Genomic DNA, 18203 nt, shown 5'->3' with positions numbered 1-18203 from the left:
TCAATACAATTATTTCTGTTTTAACAACTTAATAATTCCAGACTTACAATGACAACAAGCGGAAAAATAGAACTGATGTCTCCTGCAGGAGATTTCATATCACTTCAGGCAGCTATAGATAACGGTGCAGACTCTGTCTATTTTGGTGTTGAGCAGCTCAACATGCGTGCAAGAGCAACAATGAACTTCACGATTGATGATCTGCCGGAAATCGCCAAAAGATGTGCTGAAAAAGGAGTAAGAACGTATCTGACCCTTAACACCATCATCTATGATCATGATCTGTCTATCGTCAGAACACTTTTAGATAAAGCGAAAGAAGCAGGTCTCACAGCAGTAATTGCAATGGACCAGGCTGTAATCTCTTATGCAAGGCAAATTGGTATGGAGGTGCATATTTCCACCCAGATTAATATAACCAATATTGAAACCGTAAAATTCTATGCTCTTTTTGCTGATACCATGGTGATGAGCCGTGAATTAAGTATCAGCCAGATCAAAAAAATCTGTACTCAGATTGAAAAAGATCAGGTAAAAGGACCTTCCGGTAATCTTGTTGAAGTGGAGATTTTCGGACATGGTGCCTTATGCATGGCTGTATCCGGGAAATGTTATCTGAGCCTGCATTCCCATAATTCTTCAGCAAACAGAGGGGCCTGCAAACAGAACTGCCGGAAAAAATATACAGTGATTGATCAGGAGTCAGGTTTTGAAATTGAACTTGATAACGAATATATGATGTCTCCCAAAGACCTTTGTACGATTGGTTTCCTGAATCAGATTGTGGATGCCGGCGTGAAAGTCTTAAAGATAGAAGGAAGAGGGAGGGCTCCGGAATATGTAGCAACAGTTACAAAATGTTATAGAGAAGCAATTGACAGTATTGCGGAAGGAACGTTTTCTCAAGAAAAAGTGGGTGAATGGATGAAACTTCTGGAGACCGTATACAACAGAGGCTTCTGGAGTGGATATTATCTTGGTCAGGAGCTGGGTGACTGGTCTTCAAACTCCGGTTCCAGTGCAACACAAAAGAAAGTTTATATTGGAAAAGGACGGCATTTCTATCCGAAATCCAATATTGCAGAATTTGTGGTTGAAGCCTATGATATTTCTGTAGGAGACAGTGTCCTTATACAGGGACCTACTACAGGATCACAGGAAATGGTCATCGAAAGTATGATTGTTGATGCGAAGACAGGGGCAGACAAGGCAACAAAGTCTGATGTGATTACTTTTCCTACGAAGTTCCGTGTACGGCCAAGTGACAAATTATATAAAATTGTTAAAGCGTAATGGTCATTGCTACACTTCAGAGAGAAAAATGTATTGGTTGTAATTACTGTGTCGAATTTGCTCCGGAATATTTTAGAATGTCTAAAAAAGATGGTAAATCGGTATTGCTTAAGACTATTGATAAAAAAGGCTTCTACACGTTAAAAACACCAGACCACGAAGCGTTTGAATATTTGGAGAGAGCTGCCAACGCCTGTCCTGTGAAAATTATTTCTGTAAGAATCACTTAATCATTATGCTGAAAGCTGAGCTTAGAAAAAAATATACCCAAAAAAGGAAAGCCTTGTCTGCCGATGAGGCTTTTCTGTTATCTGAGAAGATTTTTGAGAATTTCATTCAATATTTTAAGCCAAAAGAATCAGAAAAAGTACACGTTTTTATCCCGATTCCGGCAAGAAAAGAAATTGATACCCAAATCTTCATTCAATATTTTTTAGCACAGAATATCCGGGTGTATGTTCCTAAAATTGTAGCGGATAAACTGATTAATATTGAAATTTCCGAAGATACTGCTTTTGAAACCAACAGTTGGGGGATTTCAGAACCTGTTTCCAATGAAGATTCTGGCGAAAAATACTTTCATTATGTGATTACGCCTTTGTTGTATTGCGACAAAAAAGGGAACAGAGTAGGCTATGGTAAAGGATTTTATGACGGCTTGTTTCAAACTATTTCTCCCGAGGCAAAAAAAATCGGAGTCAATTATTTTGCCCCCGATGAATATGTGGATGATGTCTGGGAAAATGATATTCCTCTTGACTATTTGGTTACTCCTACCGAAGTGCTGTCTTTTTGAAGCGGTTTGGAATAAAAATCTAAAAAGTAGAATTTAAACTCTTTTTTAAGCTTTGATGTAGACAATAAGATGTATTGTGCATTCTTTTCAAAGCTTCCCAGAGACTTGTTCTTACTATCAAAATATTCCACATTAAACTTGGCGTAGTCTAGTGTATCTTTTTTATAAAAATCTTTATATACATTCAGATTGCTGACTTTCGCTGTCTTTACTTTCATGCTGTCCAGTTCTTTCAGTAATCTTTTAAATGTCAGTGAATCCGGTTTGTGAAAATAGCTTTCCATCTGGGAATAAATGACAGTATCTATTTCCGTATTTCTGTTTCCACTGAGATATAGAGTAGATAGATCAAGAAGTTCCTGAACTTTCTGTTTGGTGATGGAATTAATCGCCTGCATGCTATCCATCTGTACGGCAGGGTAGCTTTTTTCGTTGGTGCTGTTTCGTAGCTTATCGAGGTCGCTTACCTCTGAGGTTTTATTATTACAGGCAATAAATAACGTCAGAAGCACGGTGAAAATTAAAAAATTACTTATTCTTTTCATCTGTGGTAGCAATTTTAAATTTGATGGATACAATTTTACCTTTGGTATCCTTTTTCATTTCTATTACATTCAGGTTTTTCAGAGAGGTCGTTGGAGTAGTTACCAGCGTGATATATTTCTGCTTATTCAGGCTTTCTATACCATACGTATCATTGTCATATACCTGATAAATTACTGCATTGTTACTGATCAGGTTTTCAAGCTGATTTCTTTTTTGCTTGATAAGAGCAACCTGCTCATCCGGATTTCCTCCCTTGATGTCTTTGATAGAGAAATAATAAACCGCCATCTTGTAATCATCCGGCTTTAATTCGATCTTTTCTTCTTCAGGAGCATTTTCAAGGTTTCTGTTCACTTCCAGTGGCTCATAGAAAGGGGCGCTGATTCTCATTTTTAAATTTTTATCCTTGGTAGAATAATAAAAACATTCGCCCGGCTTTATTTTATACATCAACGGAGATTCATTTTCCTTCACTACCATTATTTCTAAAGTATTGATCACAGAAACTCCTCTGTCCTTATCAATGAAACAATATTTATAAGTTTTTGAAAAAAGAACATCTTTAAAACCTAAAAGACCGGTAATGGTAATCAAAACTGAAGTAACAAGTGCCCAGGCATTCTTTTTGAAGAAATTTTTCTTTGCCGGAACAGATGAAATTTCAGTTTCGTGGGTAATTGTCTTGTTTTGATTAACTAATTGATTTTCAGTATTCGATTTTTGTAAATCAGTATTTTCTGGGGTCCTGATTTCAACTTTTTTAGGTTGAAATTCAGTTTTTGGAAGTTCAGGAGCTTCAGAAACTGTTTTTTCAAGTTCTTCGAGATCTTCGTCTTCAAAATTTTCATTTTCCTGAAGTAATTCACCCGCAAAAAGATGCTGTTTCTTGAAATCGTACCATGAGTTGTAACCTGCATAAATACTCAATAAATTGAGCATATCTATTCTTGGTAATTTAGTAACCGGTGAAGTTTTAAAATAAGTGTAAAATGACTTTTCACTGATGTTTCCTTTCGCTTTTTTTCGAAGGTCTTCCTGAAAATATATAATATCTATACCCTTCCACTTGGATATGTCATCCTGCGAAGGGGTATATTCTTTTAAGTATTGACCCTGAACATCCTTTTTTAGCTGTTCAAAGTGTAATAGATCCAAATCTGTCAATTTTTCAAAAAATAATTAAATTGTTGATTATCAGCTATGTTTTTTTGTAAAACTATTTTACAAAGGTATTACAATTATTTTTCATAGACAAATTTTCTAACTGCTCTACCTTTGTCTTGTTCAAATAACAGAACAGAAGAAAATTTTATAAAACAATATTAACAAAATTAAATTTAATTTATTATGAAAAAGTCATTATTCGTAGCTGCTATCGCTGCAATCTCTCTAGTTGCTTGTAAAAAAACTGAAGCTACTGCTACTGAAGGTACAACTGATTCTGCTGCTGCTACTGTAGCTGATTCTGCTGCTGTAGTTTCTGATTCAGCTGCTAAAGTTGTTGATTCTGCTGCAACTACTGCTGTAGAAGCTACTAAAGATGCTGCTGCTGCTACTACTGCTGCTGGTGCTGAAGTTGCTAAAGATGCTGCTAAAGGTGCTGCTGACGCTGCTAAAGGTGCTGCTGATGCTGCTAAAGGAGCTGCTGATGCTGCTAAAGATGCTGCTAAGAAATAATTCTAGCATACGCTTAACAATAAAAGAACCGTTTCACCCAGTGAAACGGTTTTTTTATGCTTAGTCATTGCGGGACTTAGGCGAAGCAATCTATTTACTATCAGAATAAGACCAACAGTTTATCCTTTCTTTTGTTTCAGAGATTCATAGCACGTAATTGCTACTGCATTGCTCAGGTTCAAAGAATCAATACTTCCGGCCATGGGGATCAGTGTGTTTTTTCCTTTTCCGATCCAGAAGTCACTTAACCCGGAATGTTCCGTTCCGAATAATACGGCAGAACGCTGTCTGAAATCTCTTTGATAAAGGTCTTCAGCACTTTCGTCCATCAGCGTAGTGTAGATATTGAAACTGTTTTTCTGCAGGAATTCCAATGTTTCCGTATTTTCAGCCTGATAGACTTCCATTCCGAAAAGGCATCCTACACTGGATCTGATCACATTAGGGTTGTAGAAATCGGTTTTCCCGTCAGCAACAATCAGCGCATCAATACCAAATGCCTCACAGCTTCTTAAAATAGCGCCAAGATTTCCCGGTTTTTCCACGCCTTCTACAATGATTATCGTAGCATCTTCTTTAGGAACAAATGATGAAAGTGAATTTTCTTTGGTATGGTAAATGCCGATAATTCCTTCGGAACTTCCTCTGTAAGCTATTTTTTCATAGACTTTTACACTTACATAATGGATTTTTCCATCGGGAAGAGTTCCTTTAAAGATATTTTCACAGATAAAGAACTCCAGCGGTTCAAAATCATACTGAATGGCCCTTTCATTTTCCTGCTGGCCCTCTACCACAAAAACTTTTGATTTTTTACGAAACCTGTTGTCAGTAAGGAGCTTAGTGACGTTTTTTATTTTATCGTTTTGAAAACTTTCTATCAACATGCTGCAAAATTATGCAAAATTTATGATTGAACTTCTCTGGTTTTGATAAAAAGGCTTTTCCATGTAACCTCAAATGGAGTTTTGTTTTTCCTTTTAGAATAGATGACCGCTAAGATCAGGACGATAATGGAGAGAAGTTTATAGAGATTTCCATAGAAGTTTCCGGAAACATTTTCCGATACATTAAAGATTTCCCAGTACAAATTCATAAAAAAATGAAGGAAAATGGCGGTCCATAAGTTGTATTCCGATTCAAAATATGCCCAGGCGAAAAATATTGATCCTAAAAATGTAATGGTAAATATTTCGGTAAGTTCTATTAAGTTCTGACTTTGATACAAATGTACTTGTGCAAACAGCAATGACCCTAATAATGCAGAGGATAAAAATCCAAGCCGCGTAAATCTGTATAGTATTCCGATAAGAAATGCTCTGAAAATAATTTCTTCAAAAAATGCTGATGAAAGAGTATTGATAAACAAGGATTCAAAATTTATTTTAGAGATTGTTTTAAAATGAATCAGGTATCCAATGAGCATAGGAATAGTTCCGGTAAGTGCTAACACAAATCCTATGGTAATGGGTTTGTTTAATGAGAACAGATCAAGGATATTTCTTTGAGGTAACAGAATTTTTAATGTGACTATCAATGGGATTAATGTTACCGAATAAGCAATTATATGGGCTATTGCTTTACTGTGAAACAAATCTTTTGAGAGAGTCTGTATGGTTTTAAAAAAGAGGAAATCAAAGAAATAATAGGCTGTAAATCCTAGAATAAAGATGAAAAAGAAGCGGATGTTTTTACTCATAACTGTTAATTTTGAGCAAAAATGTAGCTTTAAATCAATGTTTTCAAGTTAATGTGATGAATGACAAAGAATAGTGACGAATGACAAAATTTATAGATTTTGCTGCTGTAACTGAGGAATAATTGAAGGAATAAAACTTCTTGAAACAGGAATTTCAAAATCAATTTCCGGAAGAATTAATTTATAACCCTGAGCATTTCCTTTGAGTTTCTTTACCCTTCCAAGGTTGACAATATAAGAACGGTGGCATTTTTTGACAGAGCCTGTTTCGATTTGTTGTAAAGCATTGGCTAAACTTATTCTTATAAATGCTTTTTGTAAGCTGTTGTTCTCTAAGAAGTAAAATGTACAATAGTTTTCCATGGACTGAACGAATAGAAAATCGTTCTCATTGATGATAAGTTCTATATTCTGTGCCGTTATTTTTAACAGATTTTGTCGTTGTTCAGAAGCCGAAACGGGAAGATGTTGAGAAATATCGCGGGCTTTCTTTTCATGAATATTCTTTAAATAGATGTACCGTGATAAAATATAGATGATTGAAATAGGAATTCCGACAGCCAAAGTATACAGGAACATATAAAAGTAATTGACTATATCCAGCTTTACATGGCTCAAGAATAATGAATTGTAAAAGTAGGATAGAACAGAACCCATACATAGAATGAAAGTTATTTTTAAGAGTTCCAAACCAATATTCCAGTTGCTGAAACGGGAAGTTATAAGATTAGCGATTAAAAATGCAGTTCCAAAAATAATACAATAGGGGAAAAGTAGTAAAAACTTGTAAGGATGTTGAAAGTTTTCCGTACCAAAAGGCTGTAAAATAATCAGAAACAAATACACAGCAACTCCTGCTCCCAATGAAGAAACAAAAATTTCTTTGAAAGATTCGGATTTGGGGTATGGATGTGCTGTAAATGAAAACATAAAATCCAGATTTAACTTTCTGATGTTTCAATAAAATTGCCGTTGTCAATAAGACTTTGAGGCAGCTCTTTTTTATTTTTAATGCCTAATGATTTCAATTTCTGAGTCTGGATTACCAGGTTGTCATTTCCGGTATGAAGCTGCTTGTAAGCATCATTGAATACATTTTTCGCCTGATCCAGATTTCGTCCTACTTTTTCCAGATTTTCTACAAAACCTACAAATTTGTCATAGAGTCTGGCTCCTCGATCAGCAATTTCAATAGAATTCCGGTTTTGATATTCGCGTTTCCAAAGATCGGCAATCAGCTTAAGAGAAGTGATCAGATTGCTTGGATTCAACAACAGGATTCTTCTTTCGTAAGCATAGTTCCAAAGATTCTGGTCTGCCTGCATTGCTGCAATATAAGCCGGTTCACTCGGAATAAACATCATCACGAAATCCAATGATTTTCCATAGTCATCGTATGCTTTCTGACTGAGTTGATTAATATGGTTTTTGATAGATCCAAGATGCTGGCTCAGTTTTATGGCATAAACATCAGCATCAGTTTCATCTACCAATTCTGTGAAAGCGGTCAGAGATACTTTAGAATCAATGATGACATTTCTTTCATCCGGGTATTTTACAACAGCATCAGGACGCATTTTCTTTCCGGAAAATTCGGAGAATAAAGCTTTGTTATCTTCATCACGCAATTCATGCTCCAGGAAATATTCTCTTCCTTTTACCAGTCCGGATTTTTCAAGAATACTTTCCAGAATCATTTCGCCCCAGTTCCCCTGGGTTTTGCTTTCTCCTTTCAGAGCACGGGTCAGTTTTTTGGCATCCTCAGAAATCTGCTGGTTCAGTTCTGCCAGTTCTTTCACTTTTTCAGCAAGGGAGAAGCGTTCTTTATTTTCCTTTTCGTAGGCTTCGTTGACTTTGTTTTTTAAGTCCGCGATTTTCTCCTGAAAAGGTTCAAGGATATTTTTTAAATTATTTTGATTTAAAGCCGTAAACTTTTCTGTTTTTTCTTCTAAAATTTTATTGGCAAGGTTTTCAAACTGAAGTTTAGAATCTTCCTGAATCTTGACAATTTCTTCTTTCTGGGTGTCAAGAGATTGTTGGAGACCTTCATTTTTAGCAGAAAGCTCAGAGTTTTTAGCAAAAAGGGTCTGCTTTTCAAGAATGTGGGTTTCTATCTGAGAAGTCTGTCTCTGATTGATTTGTTTTAACTCCTGAAACTGGATGTTCAAAGAAGAATATTCGGCAGAGATTTTAGAAAATTCGTTTTTCAGATCATCCAGAAGGTCCTGCTGCAGCATATTGGCTTCTTTCTCTTCACTGATGATTTGATTAAGCTCCTGAATTTTCTGGTTGGAATTTTCAAGATCAGATTGATTTTTAATAGATAAGGTGTTCAGTGCATCATAAGAACTTCTAGAAACCATTGACGATTTCAGCGCAAAATATAAAATAACCGCTCCCAGTATGCCACCGGCAACCAATCCAATAATTAAATATATCATCTCCATGTTTCAAAATTATGAAAAAAGGCTGGAAGCTGGAAGCGGGATGTTGGAAGTTCCTTTTGGACCGACAAGAACTGACTGTTTTTTTTAAAGGTAAATAAAATGAAACAATTGCTTTATAAAATTCTATTACTTCTCTCTTCCGGCCTCCATCTTCCTTTCTGAATTAGAATACCTATATTTATGGGAAATTTCAGAGACTTATGAATATTTTGCTGGTAGAAGATGATCAAAGAATCAGTAATTTCCTGATAAAAGGCCTTTCCGAGGCTGGCTATAATACGACCCTGGCAGATTCCGGTGAAAAGGCACGCGAGCTTCTTCATACCTATGATTTTGATATTATTTTAATGGATATTATGCTTCCCGGACTGGATGGCATGCAGTTGACACAAATTATCAGATTTAAAGGAAATTATACTCCGATTTTGGTTTTAAGTGCTTTGAACAGTCCTGATGATAAGATCAAAATGCTGGATATGGGTGCTGATGATTATTTATCAAAACCATTTCATTTTGAAGAACTGATTTCAAGGATTAAAGCGTTAACCAGAAGAAATAAATTAAGTTATCAGAAGGAAGACCAATTGTTGTCTTGTGGCAATATCACCATTGATACCGATCTTCATAAAGTAACCCAGAACGGTAGGGAAATAGAGTTTTCACCGACGGAATATAAACTTTTTACTTTCCTGATGGAGAATAAAAATAAAGTATTGAGCAGAACCCAGATTTTGCATAAGGTATGGGGAATTGATTTTGATAATACAACAAATGTAGTGGATGTTTATATTTCTTATGTCCGTAATAAGATTGATGAGACAGAACAGAAAATTATTCATACAGTAAAAGGAACCGGCTATTTGATCAAAGACTGAAAATGACGCTCAGAAACAGATTTACCCTTATTTCAAGCCTTTCATTCGGCATTGTTTCTATCATCACATCTGCGGTGATATTTTTTGCCTACTATGACAGTACCAAGATTTTTTATTTTGAAAAACTGAGAAATACGGCTCTTATCTCTGCTATTTATTATCTTGAAAAAGACGAACTCCCGAAAGACCGACATGCCCAGATCAAAAAAGAATACAATCATCTGATTCAGAATAACAGGGTAGCGGTTTATAATCAGAATAATGAAGTGACTTTTGGACACAATCTGAATGATAAGAATATAAAACTTTCCCACTTGCAGGCTGTCCGGAATAATAAAGGAATTCAGTTTATGTCTGATAATCAATTCTACTACGGAATTTTTTATCCTGATAACCAGGGTGACTTTGTGGTTTTTGTAAAGTCTTCCAACGATTCTTTCCAGTCGCAGATCCTGAGATTGGCTATTATCATGCTTTCGGTGCTGGTCATTGGACTGCTTGCCATCTATTTCCTGAGCAGATATCTTTCCAAGGTAGTTTATAAACCTATTTCCAATGTGGTGGAACGGATCAATAAAGTGGAATATGATAACATTTCTACGGCAATTATTACTTCCACCAATACCAATGATGAAATTGAAGATCTCATTAAATCTTATAATAAACTGCTGGGCAGAATTTCCGAAAATGTGCTTTTACAGCAGAACTTTATCAATTATGTTTCTCATGAATTTAAAACTCCCTTAGCCGCCATTTCAGGGAATCTTGAAGTATTTGCCCAAAAAGACCGTACACCGGAAGAATATAGGGAAGTGGCCAAAGAGTCATTGGAAAACGTATATGAGATTGAAAATATTCTCAATAATCTTTTGCTGATGTCCGGAATGACCAAACTGGAATCTTCTCACAAACCTATGAGAGTAGACGAGCTGATCTGGAAGATTTATGAAAAACTGGAGCCCAAGGCAAAAGAAAATCATTCATCTATCAAAATACAGCTTCAGGTAACGAAACCTGCTTTGCTGGAATTCCCGGGAAACGAGACGCTTCTCTACCTGGCGTTATATAATATTGTAGAAAATGCCATCAAATATTCCTATGACAAACCTATAGTAATCACATTATCTGAAATGAACAGTCAGTTGTACATTGAGGTCAGGGATGAAGGAAGAGGAATTCCGGCTGATGATCTTGTGAAAATATCAGAGACTTTCTACAGAGGAAAAAATGTAGATGCTGTAAAAGGCAGCGGAATTGGTTTATCGCTTTCAAAAAGTATTTTTGATCATCATCATATTGTGATGAAAATTGATTCTGCGGTTAATGTGGGAACCAATGTTCTTCTGGAATTTCCTGCCCATTCCTGATTTTTCTTCCACAGATTTCGCAGATCTCACCAATTGATGATTTTAGCTTCATTTTAAATCTTAAAAATCTGTGTCATCCGTGAAATCTGTGAGAGATTTAAATTCAATAGGAGTGGGTTTTAACCCGCTTACAAAATACAATCAAAATCCTTCGGCTTTAGCCAAAACATACCAATTCAAACACAATTCCCAGGAATAAAAAAAGTTCTAATCAAACTCTAATGTTGAACTAACCGAATTTTAATTCTCTTTACAATTCCCTCTAATATTAGACAAATAGCTTTGTGGTCTTAAATAAGAGACCCTTGAAGAAGCTATTTTTTACACTATTTTATATTCCCTGTTTCAGTTTCTTTTCTGCACAGATTTCAGACACTATGAAAATCAGCAGAAAGGAGGCTGAAACTATTTTTCTGGCTAAAAACCTTGACCTTATTGCACAGAAACTTGAAATTTCACAAGCCGAGGCAAGAGCTGTCCAGGCTAAATACTGGCCTAATCCTACATTGAGTATCAGTGAGGTGAATCTATGGAGAACCTATGACATCGAAGAGCAGCCTGCGCTGATCAGAAACTGGGGAAAAAGTACCCAGATTTCTGCCGAGATCGAACAGGTGATTCAGACGGCAGGGAAAAGAAGAAAAAATATTGAACTTCAGAAAATAGAAGTGGAAGGAGAGAAGTATGAACTGCAGGAAGTTTTGCGTGAACTTAAAAAGACACTCAGAAATACGATTACTGAAATTCTATATAATCAGGAACAGCAAAAGATCTATCAGGGACAGATTGCTTCCATTGAGAAATTAACAAAATCCTATAATAATCAATTAAACCTTGGTAATATCAGTAAAGCTGAATATGTCCGCTTAAAAGCCCAGGAAATTGAATTCAAAAAGAAACTGGTTTCATTGAAGCAGGAAATCGAAGACCAGCAGGTAGAACTGAAAGCTTTATTAATGCTGCCTTCTCAAACCTATCTGGAGATTTCAGATCCATTGGTCATGCCCGAAAAACAACTGTCAGAGCTGGAAATGAATCAATGGATGGAAAAGGCAAAAGAAAACCGTCCCGATATCATGATCTCCAAAAATAAAGAGAAACACGCTGCCAAAAATCTGGAAATTCAAAACGCTATGAAAACACCTGATGTTGCAGTTTCTATTGGATATGACCGCGGAGGAAATATCATGAAAGACTTTATAGGATTAGGAGTTTCTATGGATCTGCCCATTTTCGACCGTAACAAAGGAAATATTCAGGAAGCTAAGCTCGAAATTGAGAAAAGTAAACTGGAGACCCGCAAAAACATGCTGAAATCTGAGAACGAAATTGTATCTGTTTTCAGAAACTATATCAGAACACAACAGGTGTCGGAAGAAATTGATGACAATTACGAATCTACGCTGGACGGACTGTTGATAAGCCATGAGAAAAATTTCAGACTCAGAAATATCAGCATGCTTGAATATATGGATTTTCTGGATACCTATATCGGAAATAAAATGATCATCCTGGATACTAAAAAAGAATTGAATCAATACTACGAAAACCTGCAGTATGTTGTAGGACAAGATTTATAAGATATGAACAAGAATATGAACCCATACATTGCTGCGGCTTACCTGTCTGCCCTCGTCATTTTTACAGGCTGTGCCGGAAAAGCAGAAAATAAAGAAACCCAAAAAGCCTATTGCATCAGCAAAGAACTTAAACAAGAGATTAAACTGGCCAAAGCAGAAATGCTTCCCATAGAAGAAAGTATTACGCTTACCGGGGAAGTGGAAAGTAATTCTGATAAAACGGTTCCTTTTGTAAGTCTTGTAGACGGAGTGGTAATAGATACTTATTTCTCTCTTGGTGATTATGTGAAAAAAGGACAAACGCTGGCTAGTGTAAAAAGTACAGCCGTTAACGAAATGCAGGATGATACCCAGACTCTGCAGGCGCAGCTGGCTGTTGCGAAAAGAAAACTGTCTTCCGTAGAAGCCATGTATAAAGATGATATTGCCTCTCAAAAAGATTTGCAGGAAGCAAGATCTGAAGTAGCCATACTGCAATCCAATATTTCCAAGACACAGAAAAATATGCAGCTGTATTCCGCCGGAGGAAGCACGATTCAGATAAAAGCGCCTGCGGACGGATATGTGATTTCAAAGAATATTTCAAAAGGAATGCCTGTTACTGCCGGAGGAGATCAGCTCTTTACCATTTCCAATCTGGATAAGGTATGGGTAATGGCCAATGTGTATGCTACCAATATGAGACACGTTTATGTGGATCAGCCGGTAGTGGTGAAAACGCTTGCTTATCCTGATGACAGTTTTTCAGGGAAGATTAATACTATTTCCCAGGTTTTTAATGAAAATGAAAGAGTACTCAAAGCCAAAATCATTATGGATAATAACGGGATGAAGTTGAGACCGGGAATGTCTGCAGATGTAGTATTGCCAGTGAATTCACAAAATAAAAGCGCATTGGCTATTCCTGCGAAAGCCTTAATCTTTGACAATAACCAAAGCTATGTAGTGGTTTACAAAAAAGACTGTGAACTGGAGATCAGACCCGTAACGGAAATTGCTTCCAACAGCCAGTATATTTATGTAGAAGGCAATTTAAAACCAGGTGAAAATGTCATTGCTTCCAACGGGCTGCTGATTTATGAAAACCTGAAAAACCAATTAAATAATTCCACGAAGTAATGCGAAAATTTGTACAGAATATAGTTTCCTTCTCTTTAAAAAACTCACTGATTGTTCTTTTGGGAACTTTTCTATTGCTCGCCGGAGGAATCTATTCCTATCTGCATACACCTATTGAAGCATTTCCGGATGTTACCAATACCAGGGTGAGAGTGATTACCCAATGGCCTGGAAGAAGTGCTGAGGAAATTGAAAAATTTGTCACATTACCCATTTCAAAGGAAATGAATGCCATCCCGAATAAAACATCGGTGCGTTCCATTTCCTTATTCGGATTGTCTGTGGTGACGGTTATTTTTGATGATCATGTCAATGATTTTTATGCCCAGCAATATGCTTCCAATAAACTGGGAAACGTAGAACTTCCAGCCGGAGCAGAATACAGTATTGAGCCTCCTTCGGGAGCTACCGGTGAAATTTACAGATATATTATCAAGAGTAAACTCCCGATCAAAGAAGTAACCGCTATTCAGGATTGGGTGGTAGAAAGAGAATTGCTGGCCGTTCCCGGAGTGGCTGATGTCGTGAGCTTTGGAGGAGAAGAAAAAACATATGAAATAAAAATTAATCCTACGGAATTACACAATTACGACCTTTCCCCCCTGGATGTGTATGAAGCAGTTTCGAAGAGTAATATCAATGTAGGAGGAGATGTAGTGGCAAAAGGTGATCAGGCTTATGTAGTGCGGGGGATCGGTCTTTTGGAGAAAAAAGAAGATATAGAGAATATTCAGATCGAGGTCAAAGGTTCAACCCCTATTCTGGTGAAACACGTTGCGGAAGTAAAAGTTTCTGCGAAACCGAGATTGGGGCAGGTAGGATACAACAAAGAAAATGATGTTGTACAGGGAATTGTGATTATGCTTCGGGGCGAAAATCCAAGCGAAGTCATTGCAAGACTGAAAGACAGAATAGAAGAACTGAATGGAGGAGAACTTCCTGGTGACGTTCAGATTGTTCCGATCATCGACCGTACAGAACTGGTGAACACAACGGTTCATACCGTTTCCAAAAACCTTATTGAAGGAGTTATTCTGGTTTCCATCATTGTATTTATTTTCCTTTACAACTGGAGAACCACTTTTATTGTAGCGTCAGTGATTCCTCTGGCTTTCCTGTTTGCTATTATTATGCTTAAAATTCAGGGTCTGCCGGCCAATCTGATTTCCATGGGAGCACTGGATTTTGGGCTGCTTCTGGAAGGAACGCTGGTTATTGTGGAACATGTCTTTGTCGCCCTCGAACTTAAAGCAAAAAAGATAGGGCTGCGGAGATTCAATAAAATTTCAAAACTCGGTATCATCAAGAAAAGTGCAGGAAGCGTAGCGAGCTATATTTTCTTCGCCTTATTGATTCTTATTGTTGCTCTGATGCCGATTTTCTCTTTCCAGAAAGTAGAAGGTAAGATGTTCTCTCCATTAGCATTTACACTTGGGTATGCATTACTAGGATCATTGATCTTAAGTTTAACGTATGTTCCGGCAATGTGTAAGCTGCTATTGACAAAAAATATTGAAGAGAAAGAAAACTTTATTTCAAGATTCTTCAAAGTCAATATCTATAGAATCTACGAGTTCAGTGACCGTCACAAAAAGGGATTCATCATTGGTTTCGTTGCCTTGCTTGCTGTTTGCGGATGGAGATTCTCCAATTATGGATCTGAGTTTTTACCCAAACTGAACGAAGGCGCAATTTATGTAAGAGCAACCCTTCCCAACAGTGTCAATCTGGATGAATCTGTACGATTGACCAAAGAAATGAAGGAAATTCTCATGAAGTATGATGAAGTAAAATTTGTCATGACCCAAACAGGCCGTCCTAACGACGGAACCGATCCCACCGGGTTCTTTAATATCGAATTTAATATTCAGCTGAAGCCGGAAAATGAATGGAAGAAAAAAGTATCCAAAGAAGAACTCCTTGAAGAGATGAGAGTCTCTCTTGAGAAATTTCCGGGTATCAATTTTGGATTTAGTCAGCCTATACAAGATAACGTGGAAGAATATGTGGCAGGAGTAAAAGCTCCGCTGGTGATTAAAATTTTCGGGAATGATTTATTTGAGCTGGAAAATTACGCCAATAAAGTAGCTAATTCCATCAGAACCGTTCCGGGAATATCGGATGTGAATGTTTTCAAAAATATCGGACTTCCTGAGTTGAGAATACAGCTTCACGATTCCAAAATGGCAAAATATGGAGTCTCCACAGCAGATGCACAGGCTGTGATTGAAATGACAATCGGAGGGCAGGCCGCTACCAAGTTTTATGAACAGGAGAGAATGTTTGACGTAATGCTCAGGTTTGAAAAAGATTACAGAGATACGCCTGAAAAAATGGGAAATATTCTGATCCCGACTCAGGACAATAAAAAAGTTCCGCTGAAAGAAATTGCAACCATTGATTATCATACGGGGCCATCATTTATTTACCGTGAAGGAAACAGCAGATATATCGGAGTTGGATTTAATATTGAAGGACGTGATCTGGGAAGTACCATCAAAGAAGCCAAAGCGAAAGTAGATAAAGATGTGAAGCTTCCGAAAAAGCATAAAATGACGTGGGCCGGAGAGTTTGAAAGTAAAGAAAGAGCCGCAAAACAGCTGGCTATGGTGGTGCCGATTTCTTTAGTTCTTATTCTGATGCTGTTGTACTTCAATTTCGGAAATATAAAAGATACGCTGATTTCTTCCATTACATTGGCATTTGCATTCATCGGAGGGTTTTTATCCCTTTGGTTTACGGGAACGATCTTCGGAATTTCAGCAGGAATTGGTTTCATTATCCTTTTCGGAGTGGCCACCATTGATGGTATCGTTCTGATCGGAGTGATGAAAGAAAATCTGCAAAACAGGATGTCACTTAAAGAATCCATAGCTCAGGGAGTGAAAAGCAGAATCCGCCCGGTGGTGATGATTGCCCTGATGGGTTCTATGGGACTTCTTCCGGCAGCCATGTCGAATGGAATGGGATCGGAAATTCAGAAACCTTTAGCCATTATGATTGTAGGAGGATTAATTATCTGTATGCTGCTTTCATTTACGGTGTTACCAATTATTTTTCATTACGCCTATCGCAAAAAGCATAAGGAAGCCATATAGTTTCTTTTATTTTGTTCATTATGAGGCCGGGGTCCGTGAGGAAGATCCCGGCCTTTTTTACGAATTTTTTGTAGATTCTAAAACCTCAATATTTTTTATCACATCACTGCTTTCACATTTTTTAAGCTCCTTCAGAAGAGCAGGAGTGAGGATCTTCGGGTTCAGAATTTGGGTGGCAACTTTTGCAGCGGCATAATCTACAATACCAATCACAGATTCTCTTAAGAAGTTAGGAGTATTGGAGGCAATGACTGCTGTTGCCCAGGAAGTATCTCTTGCTTTGGAAATGGCAAAATCAAGGACAGCATTGTCCTGTCCGTTGGAGAGTTTGTCAACAAGATCTACCGGATAACAGATTTTGTTTAAAGAATCCTGTACGTTCTGATTAATTGATGCAATGACATTATTAATGTTTTCAAAATCTTTTTTTAAAGGATTTATTTTCCGGTAAGGCATAATAGAAGCGGCAGAAACACCAAGGTCCAGGTTGATGTGAGCATTCATACCAAGAAATATATGCTGTAATATTAAAAGATTCCTGTTTTTAGCAGCTTCAAAAGCGATGTACCATGAGTTGGTGCATCTTTCATGTTTACTGTAGCTGTCCCATGCCTGAAGATATCTTTGTGCAAACGCAATGTCAAGTGAAGTCATCCTCGGATTGTCTTCAAATTTTTTCTGCTGAATTCCTTTCAGAACCTGTGCGGTCATGATTCTGTAGGTACAGGCAAAATATCCTGCCGGACTCTTGTTTTCTTTACACCAGATGATTATTTCATCCAGTTTTTTCAGAACTTCGTCAATGGTTTTCATGATGGTTTTTGTTTACTTAAAGATACTAAAAAAGAGGCGTCTCAAAATTGTCATTCTGAACGAAATGTAATGTAGTGAAGAATCTCATGTAGTTGTTTATCAATAAGATTCTTCCTTCGTCAGAAATCGAAGATTCGACGTAGTCAATGACAAAAGCCAATTGTTTGACTTTTGAGACAGCCTCTTTATGTATTTTTCATTCTGATTATGGGGTGATGATAACCGGATCAGTGATGATAATCGGATCAGGAAAAGGTTCAAGGATCAGGGGTTTGCACATGGCGGCCGGTTGACAGGTTCCTCCCATGCATATAAAGTTCGTCATGGTAGTAGTACCGTCAGGACATCTGATCATGCCTTCACCATGGCATCCTCCGGGACATTCTGCCGGGTATAGTGTTCCGCCGAATACATCTTTCAGTTCTGTTCTCGAAAGTTTTGTAATGTTTAATTTTTTCATGAGTTTTTTAATTATGGTGTTGATTGATGGTTAACTTGTTGGTAATTAGTTTAATAATGTTAATTATCAATAAGCTAAAATAGTTAAATTAATTCATCAAAACAAAGTTGATTAATTAAAATTTTTAATTTATTTATATATAATTGTTTGAAATGTAATGAATTAAAAAATAAATTGTATATTTATTTCCAGGTAAAGAGAAATAATAAAGAGGAATCCGAAAATCTTCAAGAGTAGGAAATCAAATTAAACTAAATTAATCATGAAAAATTTAAAAAACTTAAACAGAAAAGAGTTAAAGACTGTTTTAGGAGGTGCAGCATTAGCCTGTGAAGCACCTGTAGATGGGGGATGTCCGGCAGGGTACACATTCTGCAGCAACCCTTATTGCTGCTATCCACCAAAAAAACCATTTATCTGTTTCGATTAAGAA

General features: G+C 37.0%; 18 protein-coding genes. 10 read left to right on the top strand and 8 right to left on the bottom strand.

Annotation, left to right across the window (positions count from 1 at the left end):
- Window positions 1-48 precede the first annotated feature (48 nt).
- From AC5YGI_RS00090 to AC5YGI_RS00080, 3 genes are read left to right on the top strand one after another with little or no spacing between them, the layout of a single operon-like run.
- Window positions 49-1293, top strand: coding sequence for a peptidase U32 family protein (locus AC5YGI_RS00090; protein ID WP_330745082.1), 1245 nt, complete (start codon window positions 49-51; stop codon window positions 1291-1293).
- On the top strand, window positions 1293-1523 hold the full coding sequence (locus AC5YGI_RS00085) for a ferredoxin (RefSeq protein ID WP_454510964.1): 231 nt from the start codon (window positions 1293-1295) through the stop codon (window positions 1521-1523). Before AC5YGI_RS00090 ends, AC5YGI_RS00085 begins: the two co-directional genes overlap by 1 nt.
- A gap of 5 nt (window positions 1524-1528) precedes the next feature.
- The gene (locus AC5YGI_RS00080) at window positions 1529-2089 is read left to right on the top strand and encodes a 5-formyltetrahydrofolate cyclo-ligase (protein WP_330745084.1); all 561 of its coding nucleotides are present in this window, start codon (window positions 1529-1531) and stop codon (window positions 2087-2089) included.
- On the opposite strand, the gene AC5YGI_RS00075 is transcribed toward AC5YGI_RS00080, so the two are convergent.
- Together AC5YGI_RS00075 and AC5YGI_RS00070 are read right to left on the bottom strand one after the other, a co-directional pair.
- Window positions 2053-2634: a hypothetical protein gene (locus AC5YGI_RS00075; protein WP_330745085.1), complete on the bottom strand. Its 582-nt coding sequence runs from the start codon at window positions 2632-2634 to the stop codon at window positions 2053-2055. The two genes, AC5YGI_RS00080 and AC5YGI_RS00075, sit on opposite strands and share 37 nt — an antisense overlap.
- Complete coding sequence (locus AC5YGI_RS00070; RefSeq protein ID WP_330745086.1) at window positions 2618-3799, bottom strand: hypothetical protein; 1182 nt, start codon at window positions 3797-3799, stop codon at window positions 2618-2620. Before AC5YGI_RS00070 ends, AC5YGI_RS00075 begins: the two co-directional genes overlap by 17 nt.
- A 183-nt stretch (window positions 3800-3982) precedes the next feature.
- On the opposite strand from AC5YGI_RS00070, the gene AC5YGI_RS00065 reads away from it, so the two are divergent.
- Window positions 3983-4312, top strand: coding sequence for a hypothetical protein (locus tag AC5YGI_RS00065; protein ID WP_034694620.1), 330 nt, complete (start codon window positions 3983-3985; stop codon window positions 4310-4312).
- Between the two features lie 119 nt (window positions 4313-4431).
- Here the strand turns inward: AC5YGI_RS00065 and AC5YGI_RS00060 are convergent, their stop codons facing one another.
- From AC5YGI_RS00060 to AC5YGI_RS00045, 4 genes are all read right to left on the bottom strand, one after another.
- Window positions 4432-5199, bottom strand: coding sequence for a TrmH family RNA methyltransferase (locus AC5YGI_RS00060; RefSeq protein WP_330745087.1), 768 nt, complete (start codon window positions 5197-5199; stop codon window positions 4432-4434).
- A 20-nt stretch (window positions 5200-5219) separates the two neighbouring features.
- Complete coding sequence (locus AC5YGI_RS00055; RefSeq protein ID WP_330745088.1) at window positions 5220-6011, bottom strand: CPBP family intramembrane glutamic endopeptidase; 792 nt, start codon at window positions 6009-6011, stop codon at window positions 5220-5222.
- A 90-nt stretch (window positions 6012-6101) separates the two neighbouring features.
- Window positions 6102-6941 carry a LytTR family transcriptional regulator DNA-binding domain-containing protein gene (locus AC5YGI_RS00050; protein ID WP_330745089.1) on the bottom strand — a complete coding sequence of 280 codons (840 nt, stop codon included), beginning with the start codon at window positions 6939-6941 and terminating at the stop codon, window positions 6102-6104.
- 11 nt (window positions 6942-6952) lie between these two features.
- A complete protein-coding gene (locus AC5YGI_RS00045; RefSeq protein ID WP_330745090.1) occupies window positions 6953-8458 on the bottom strand; it encodes a DNA recombination protein RmuC in 1506 nt (501 codons plus the stop codon).
- Between the two features lie 200 nt (window positions 8459-8658).
- On the opposite strand from AC5YGI_RS00045, the gene AC5YGI_RS00040 reads away from it, so the two are divergent.
- The 5 genes from AC5YGI_RS00040 (at window position 8659) to AC5YGI_RS00020 (ending at window position 16497) form a co-directional block, all read left to right on the top strand.
- On the top strand, window positions 8659-9333 hold the full coding sequence (locus AC5YGI_RS00040) for a response regulator transcription factor (protein ID WP_446106901.1): 675 nt from the start codon (window positions 8659-8661) through the stop codon (window positions 9331-9333).
- A gap of 2 nt (window positions 9334-9335) precedes the next feature.
- The gene (locus AC5YGI_RS00035; protein ID WP_496167246.1) at window positions 9336-10700 is read left to right on the top strand and encodes a sensor histidine kinase; all 1365 of its coding nucleotides are present in this window, start codon (window positions 9336-9338) and stop codon (window positions 10698-10700) included.
- A gap of 305 nt (window positions 10701-11005) precedes the next feature.
- Entirely contained in the window at window positions 11006-12280 is a 1275-nt protein-coding gene (locus AC5YGI_RS00030) for a TolC family protein (RefSeq protein WP_496167245.1), read from the top strand.
- A gap of 3 nt (window positions 12281-12283) precedes the next feature.
- Window positions 12284-13399 (top strand): efflux RND transporter periplasmic adaptor subunit, encoded by a 1116-nt coding sequence (locus AC5YGI_RS00025; protein WP_330745094.1) that lies wholly within the window; start codon window positions 12284-12286, stop codon window positions 13397-13399.
- Window positions 13399-16497: an efflux RND transporter permease subunit gene (locus AC5YGI_RS00020; RefSeq protein ID WP_330745095.1), complete on the top strand. Its 3099-nt coding sequence runs from the start codon at window positions 13399-13401 to the stop codon at window positions 16495-16497. Before AC5YGI_RS00025 ends, AC5YGI_RS00020 begins: the two co-directional genes overlap by 1 nt.
- A gap of 57 nt (window positions 16498-16554) precedes the next feature.
- On the opposite strand, the gene AC5YGI_RS00015 is transcribed toward AC5YGI_RS00020, so the two are convergent.
- Window positions 16555-17310 (bottom strand): DUF5995 family protein, encoded by a 756-nt coding sequence (locus tag AC5YGI_RS00015; protein ID WP_330745096.1) that lies wholly within the window; start codon window positions 17308-17310, stop codon window positions 16555-16557.
- Window positions 17311-17515: 205 nt separating this feature from the next.
- Complete coding sequence (locus tag AC5YGI_RS00010; protein ID WP_330745097.1) at window positions 17516-17770, bottom strand: hypothetical protein; 255 nt, start codon at window positions 17768-17770, stop codon at window positions 17516-17518.
- Window positions 17771-18032: 262 nt separating this feature from the next.
- Here AC5YGI_RS00010 and AC5YGI_RS00005 point away from each other — a divergent pair, with 262 nt between their 5' ends.
- Complete coding sequence (locus tag AC5YGI_RS00005) at window positions 18033-18200, top strand: bacteriocin-like protein (protein WP_330745098.1); 168 nt, start codon at window positions 18033-18035, stop codon at window positions 18198-18200.
- Window positions 18201-18203: the final 3 nt, after the last annotated feature.

It is taken from the genome of Chryseobacterium sp. CS3K3.1 (assembly GCF_059515165.1).
Note: the sequence above shows the minus strand (reverse complement) of the source record. Positions and strands in the feature narration are given on the sequence as shown.

What these genes read in the sequence shown, in the direction of transcription:
- AC5YGI_RS00090 (WP_330745082.1), top strand. Translation starts at nt 49, where the DNA reads ATGACAACAAGCGGAAAAATAGAACTGATGTCTCCTGCAGGAGATTTC.
- AC5YGI_RS00085 (WP_454510964.1), top strand. Translation starts at nt 1,293, where the DNA reads ATGGTCATTGCTACACTTCAGAGAGAAAAATGTATTGGTTGTAATTAC.
- AC5YGI_RS00080 (WP_330745084.1), top strand. Translation starts at nt 1,529, where the DNA reads ATGCTGAAAGCTGAGCTTAGAAAAAAATATACCCAAAAAAGGAAAGCC.
- AC5YGI_RS00075 (WP_330745085.1), bottom strand. Translation starts at nt 2,634, where the DNA reads ATGAAAAGAATAAGTAATTTTTTAATTTTCACCGTGCTTCTGACGTTA.
- AC5YGI_RS00065 (WP_034694620.1), top strand. Translation starts at nt 3,983, where the DNA reads ATGAAAAAGTCATTATTCGTAGCTGCTATCGCTGCAATCTCTCTAGTT.
- AC5YGI_RS00060 (WP_330745087.1), bottom strand. Translation starts at nt 5,199, where the DNA reads ATGTTGATAGAAAGTTTTCAAAACGATAAAATAAAAAACGTCACTAAG.
- AC5YGI_RS00055 (WP_330745088.1), bottom strand. Translation starts at nt 6,011, where the DNA reads ATGAGTAAAAACATCCGCTTCTTTTTCATCTTTATTCTAGGATTTACA.
- AC5YGI_RS00050 (WP_330745089.1), bottom strand. Translation starts at nt 6,941, where the DNA reads ATGTTTTCATTTACAGCACATCCATACCCCAAATCCGAATCTTTCAAA.
- AC5YGI_RS00045 (WP_330745090.1), bottom strand. Translation starts at nt 8,458, where the DNA reads ATGGAGATGATATATTTAATTATTGGATTGGTTGCCGGTGGCATACTG.
- AC5YGI_RS00040 (WP_446106901.1), top strand. Translation starts at nt 8,659, where the DNA reads ATGAATATTTTGCTGGTAGAAGATGATCAAAGAATCAGTAATTTCCTG.
- AC5YGI_RS00035 (WP_496167246.1), top strand. Translation starts at nt 9,336, where the DNA reads ATGACGCTCAGAAACAGATTTACCCTTATTTCAAGCCTTTCATTCGGC.
- AC5YGI_RS00025 (WP_330745094.1), top strand. Translation starts at nt 12,284, where the DNA reads ATGAACAAGAATATGAACCCATACATTGCTGCGGCTTACCTGTCTGCC.
- AC5YGI_RS00020 (WP_330745095.1), top strand. Translation starts at nt 13,399, where the DNA reads ATGCGAAAATTTGTACAGAATATAGTTTCCTTCTCTTTAAAAAACTCA.
- AC5YGI_RS00015 (WP_330745096.1), bottom strand. Translation starts at nt 17,310, where the DNA reads ATGAAAACCATTGACGAAGTTCTGAAAAAACTGGATGAAATAATCATC.
- AC5YGI_RS00010 (WP_330745097.1), bottom strand. Translation starts at nt 17,770, where the DNA reads ATGAAAAAATTAAACATTACAAAACTTTCGAGAACAGAACTGAAAGAT.
- AC5YGI_RS00005 (WP_330745098.1), top strand. Translation starts at nt 18,033, where the DNA reads ATGAAAAATTTAAAAAACTTAAACAGAAAAGAGTTAAAGACTGTTTTA.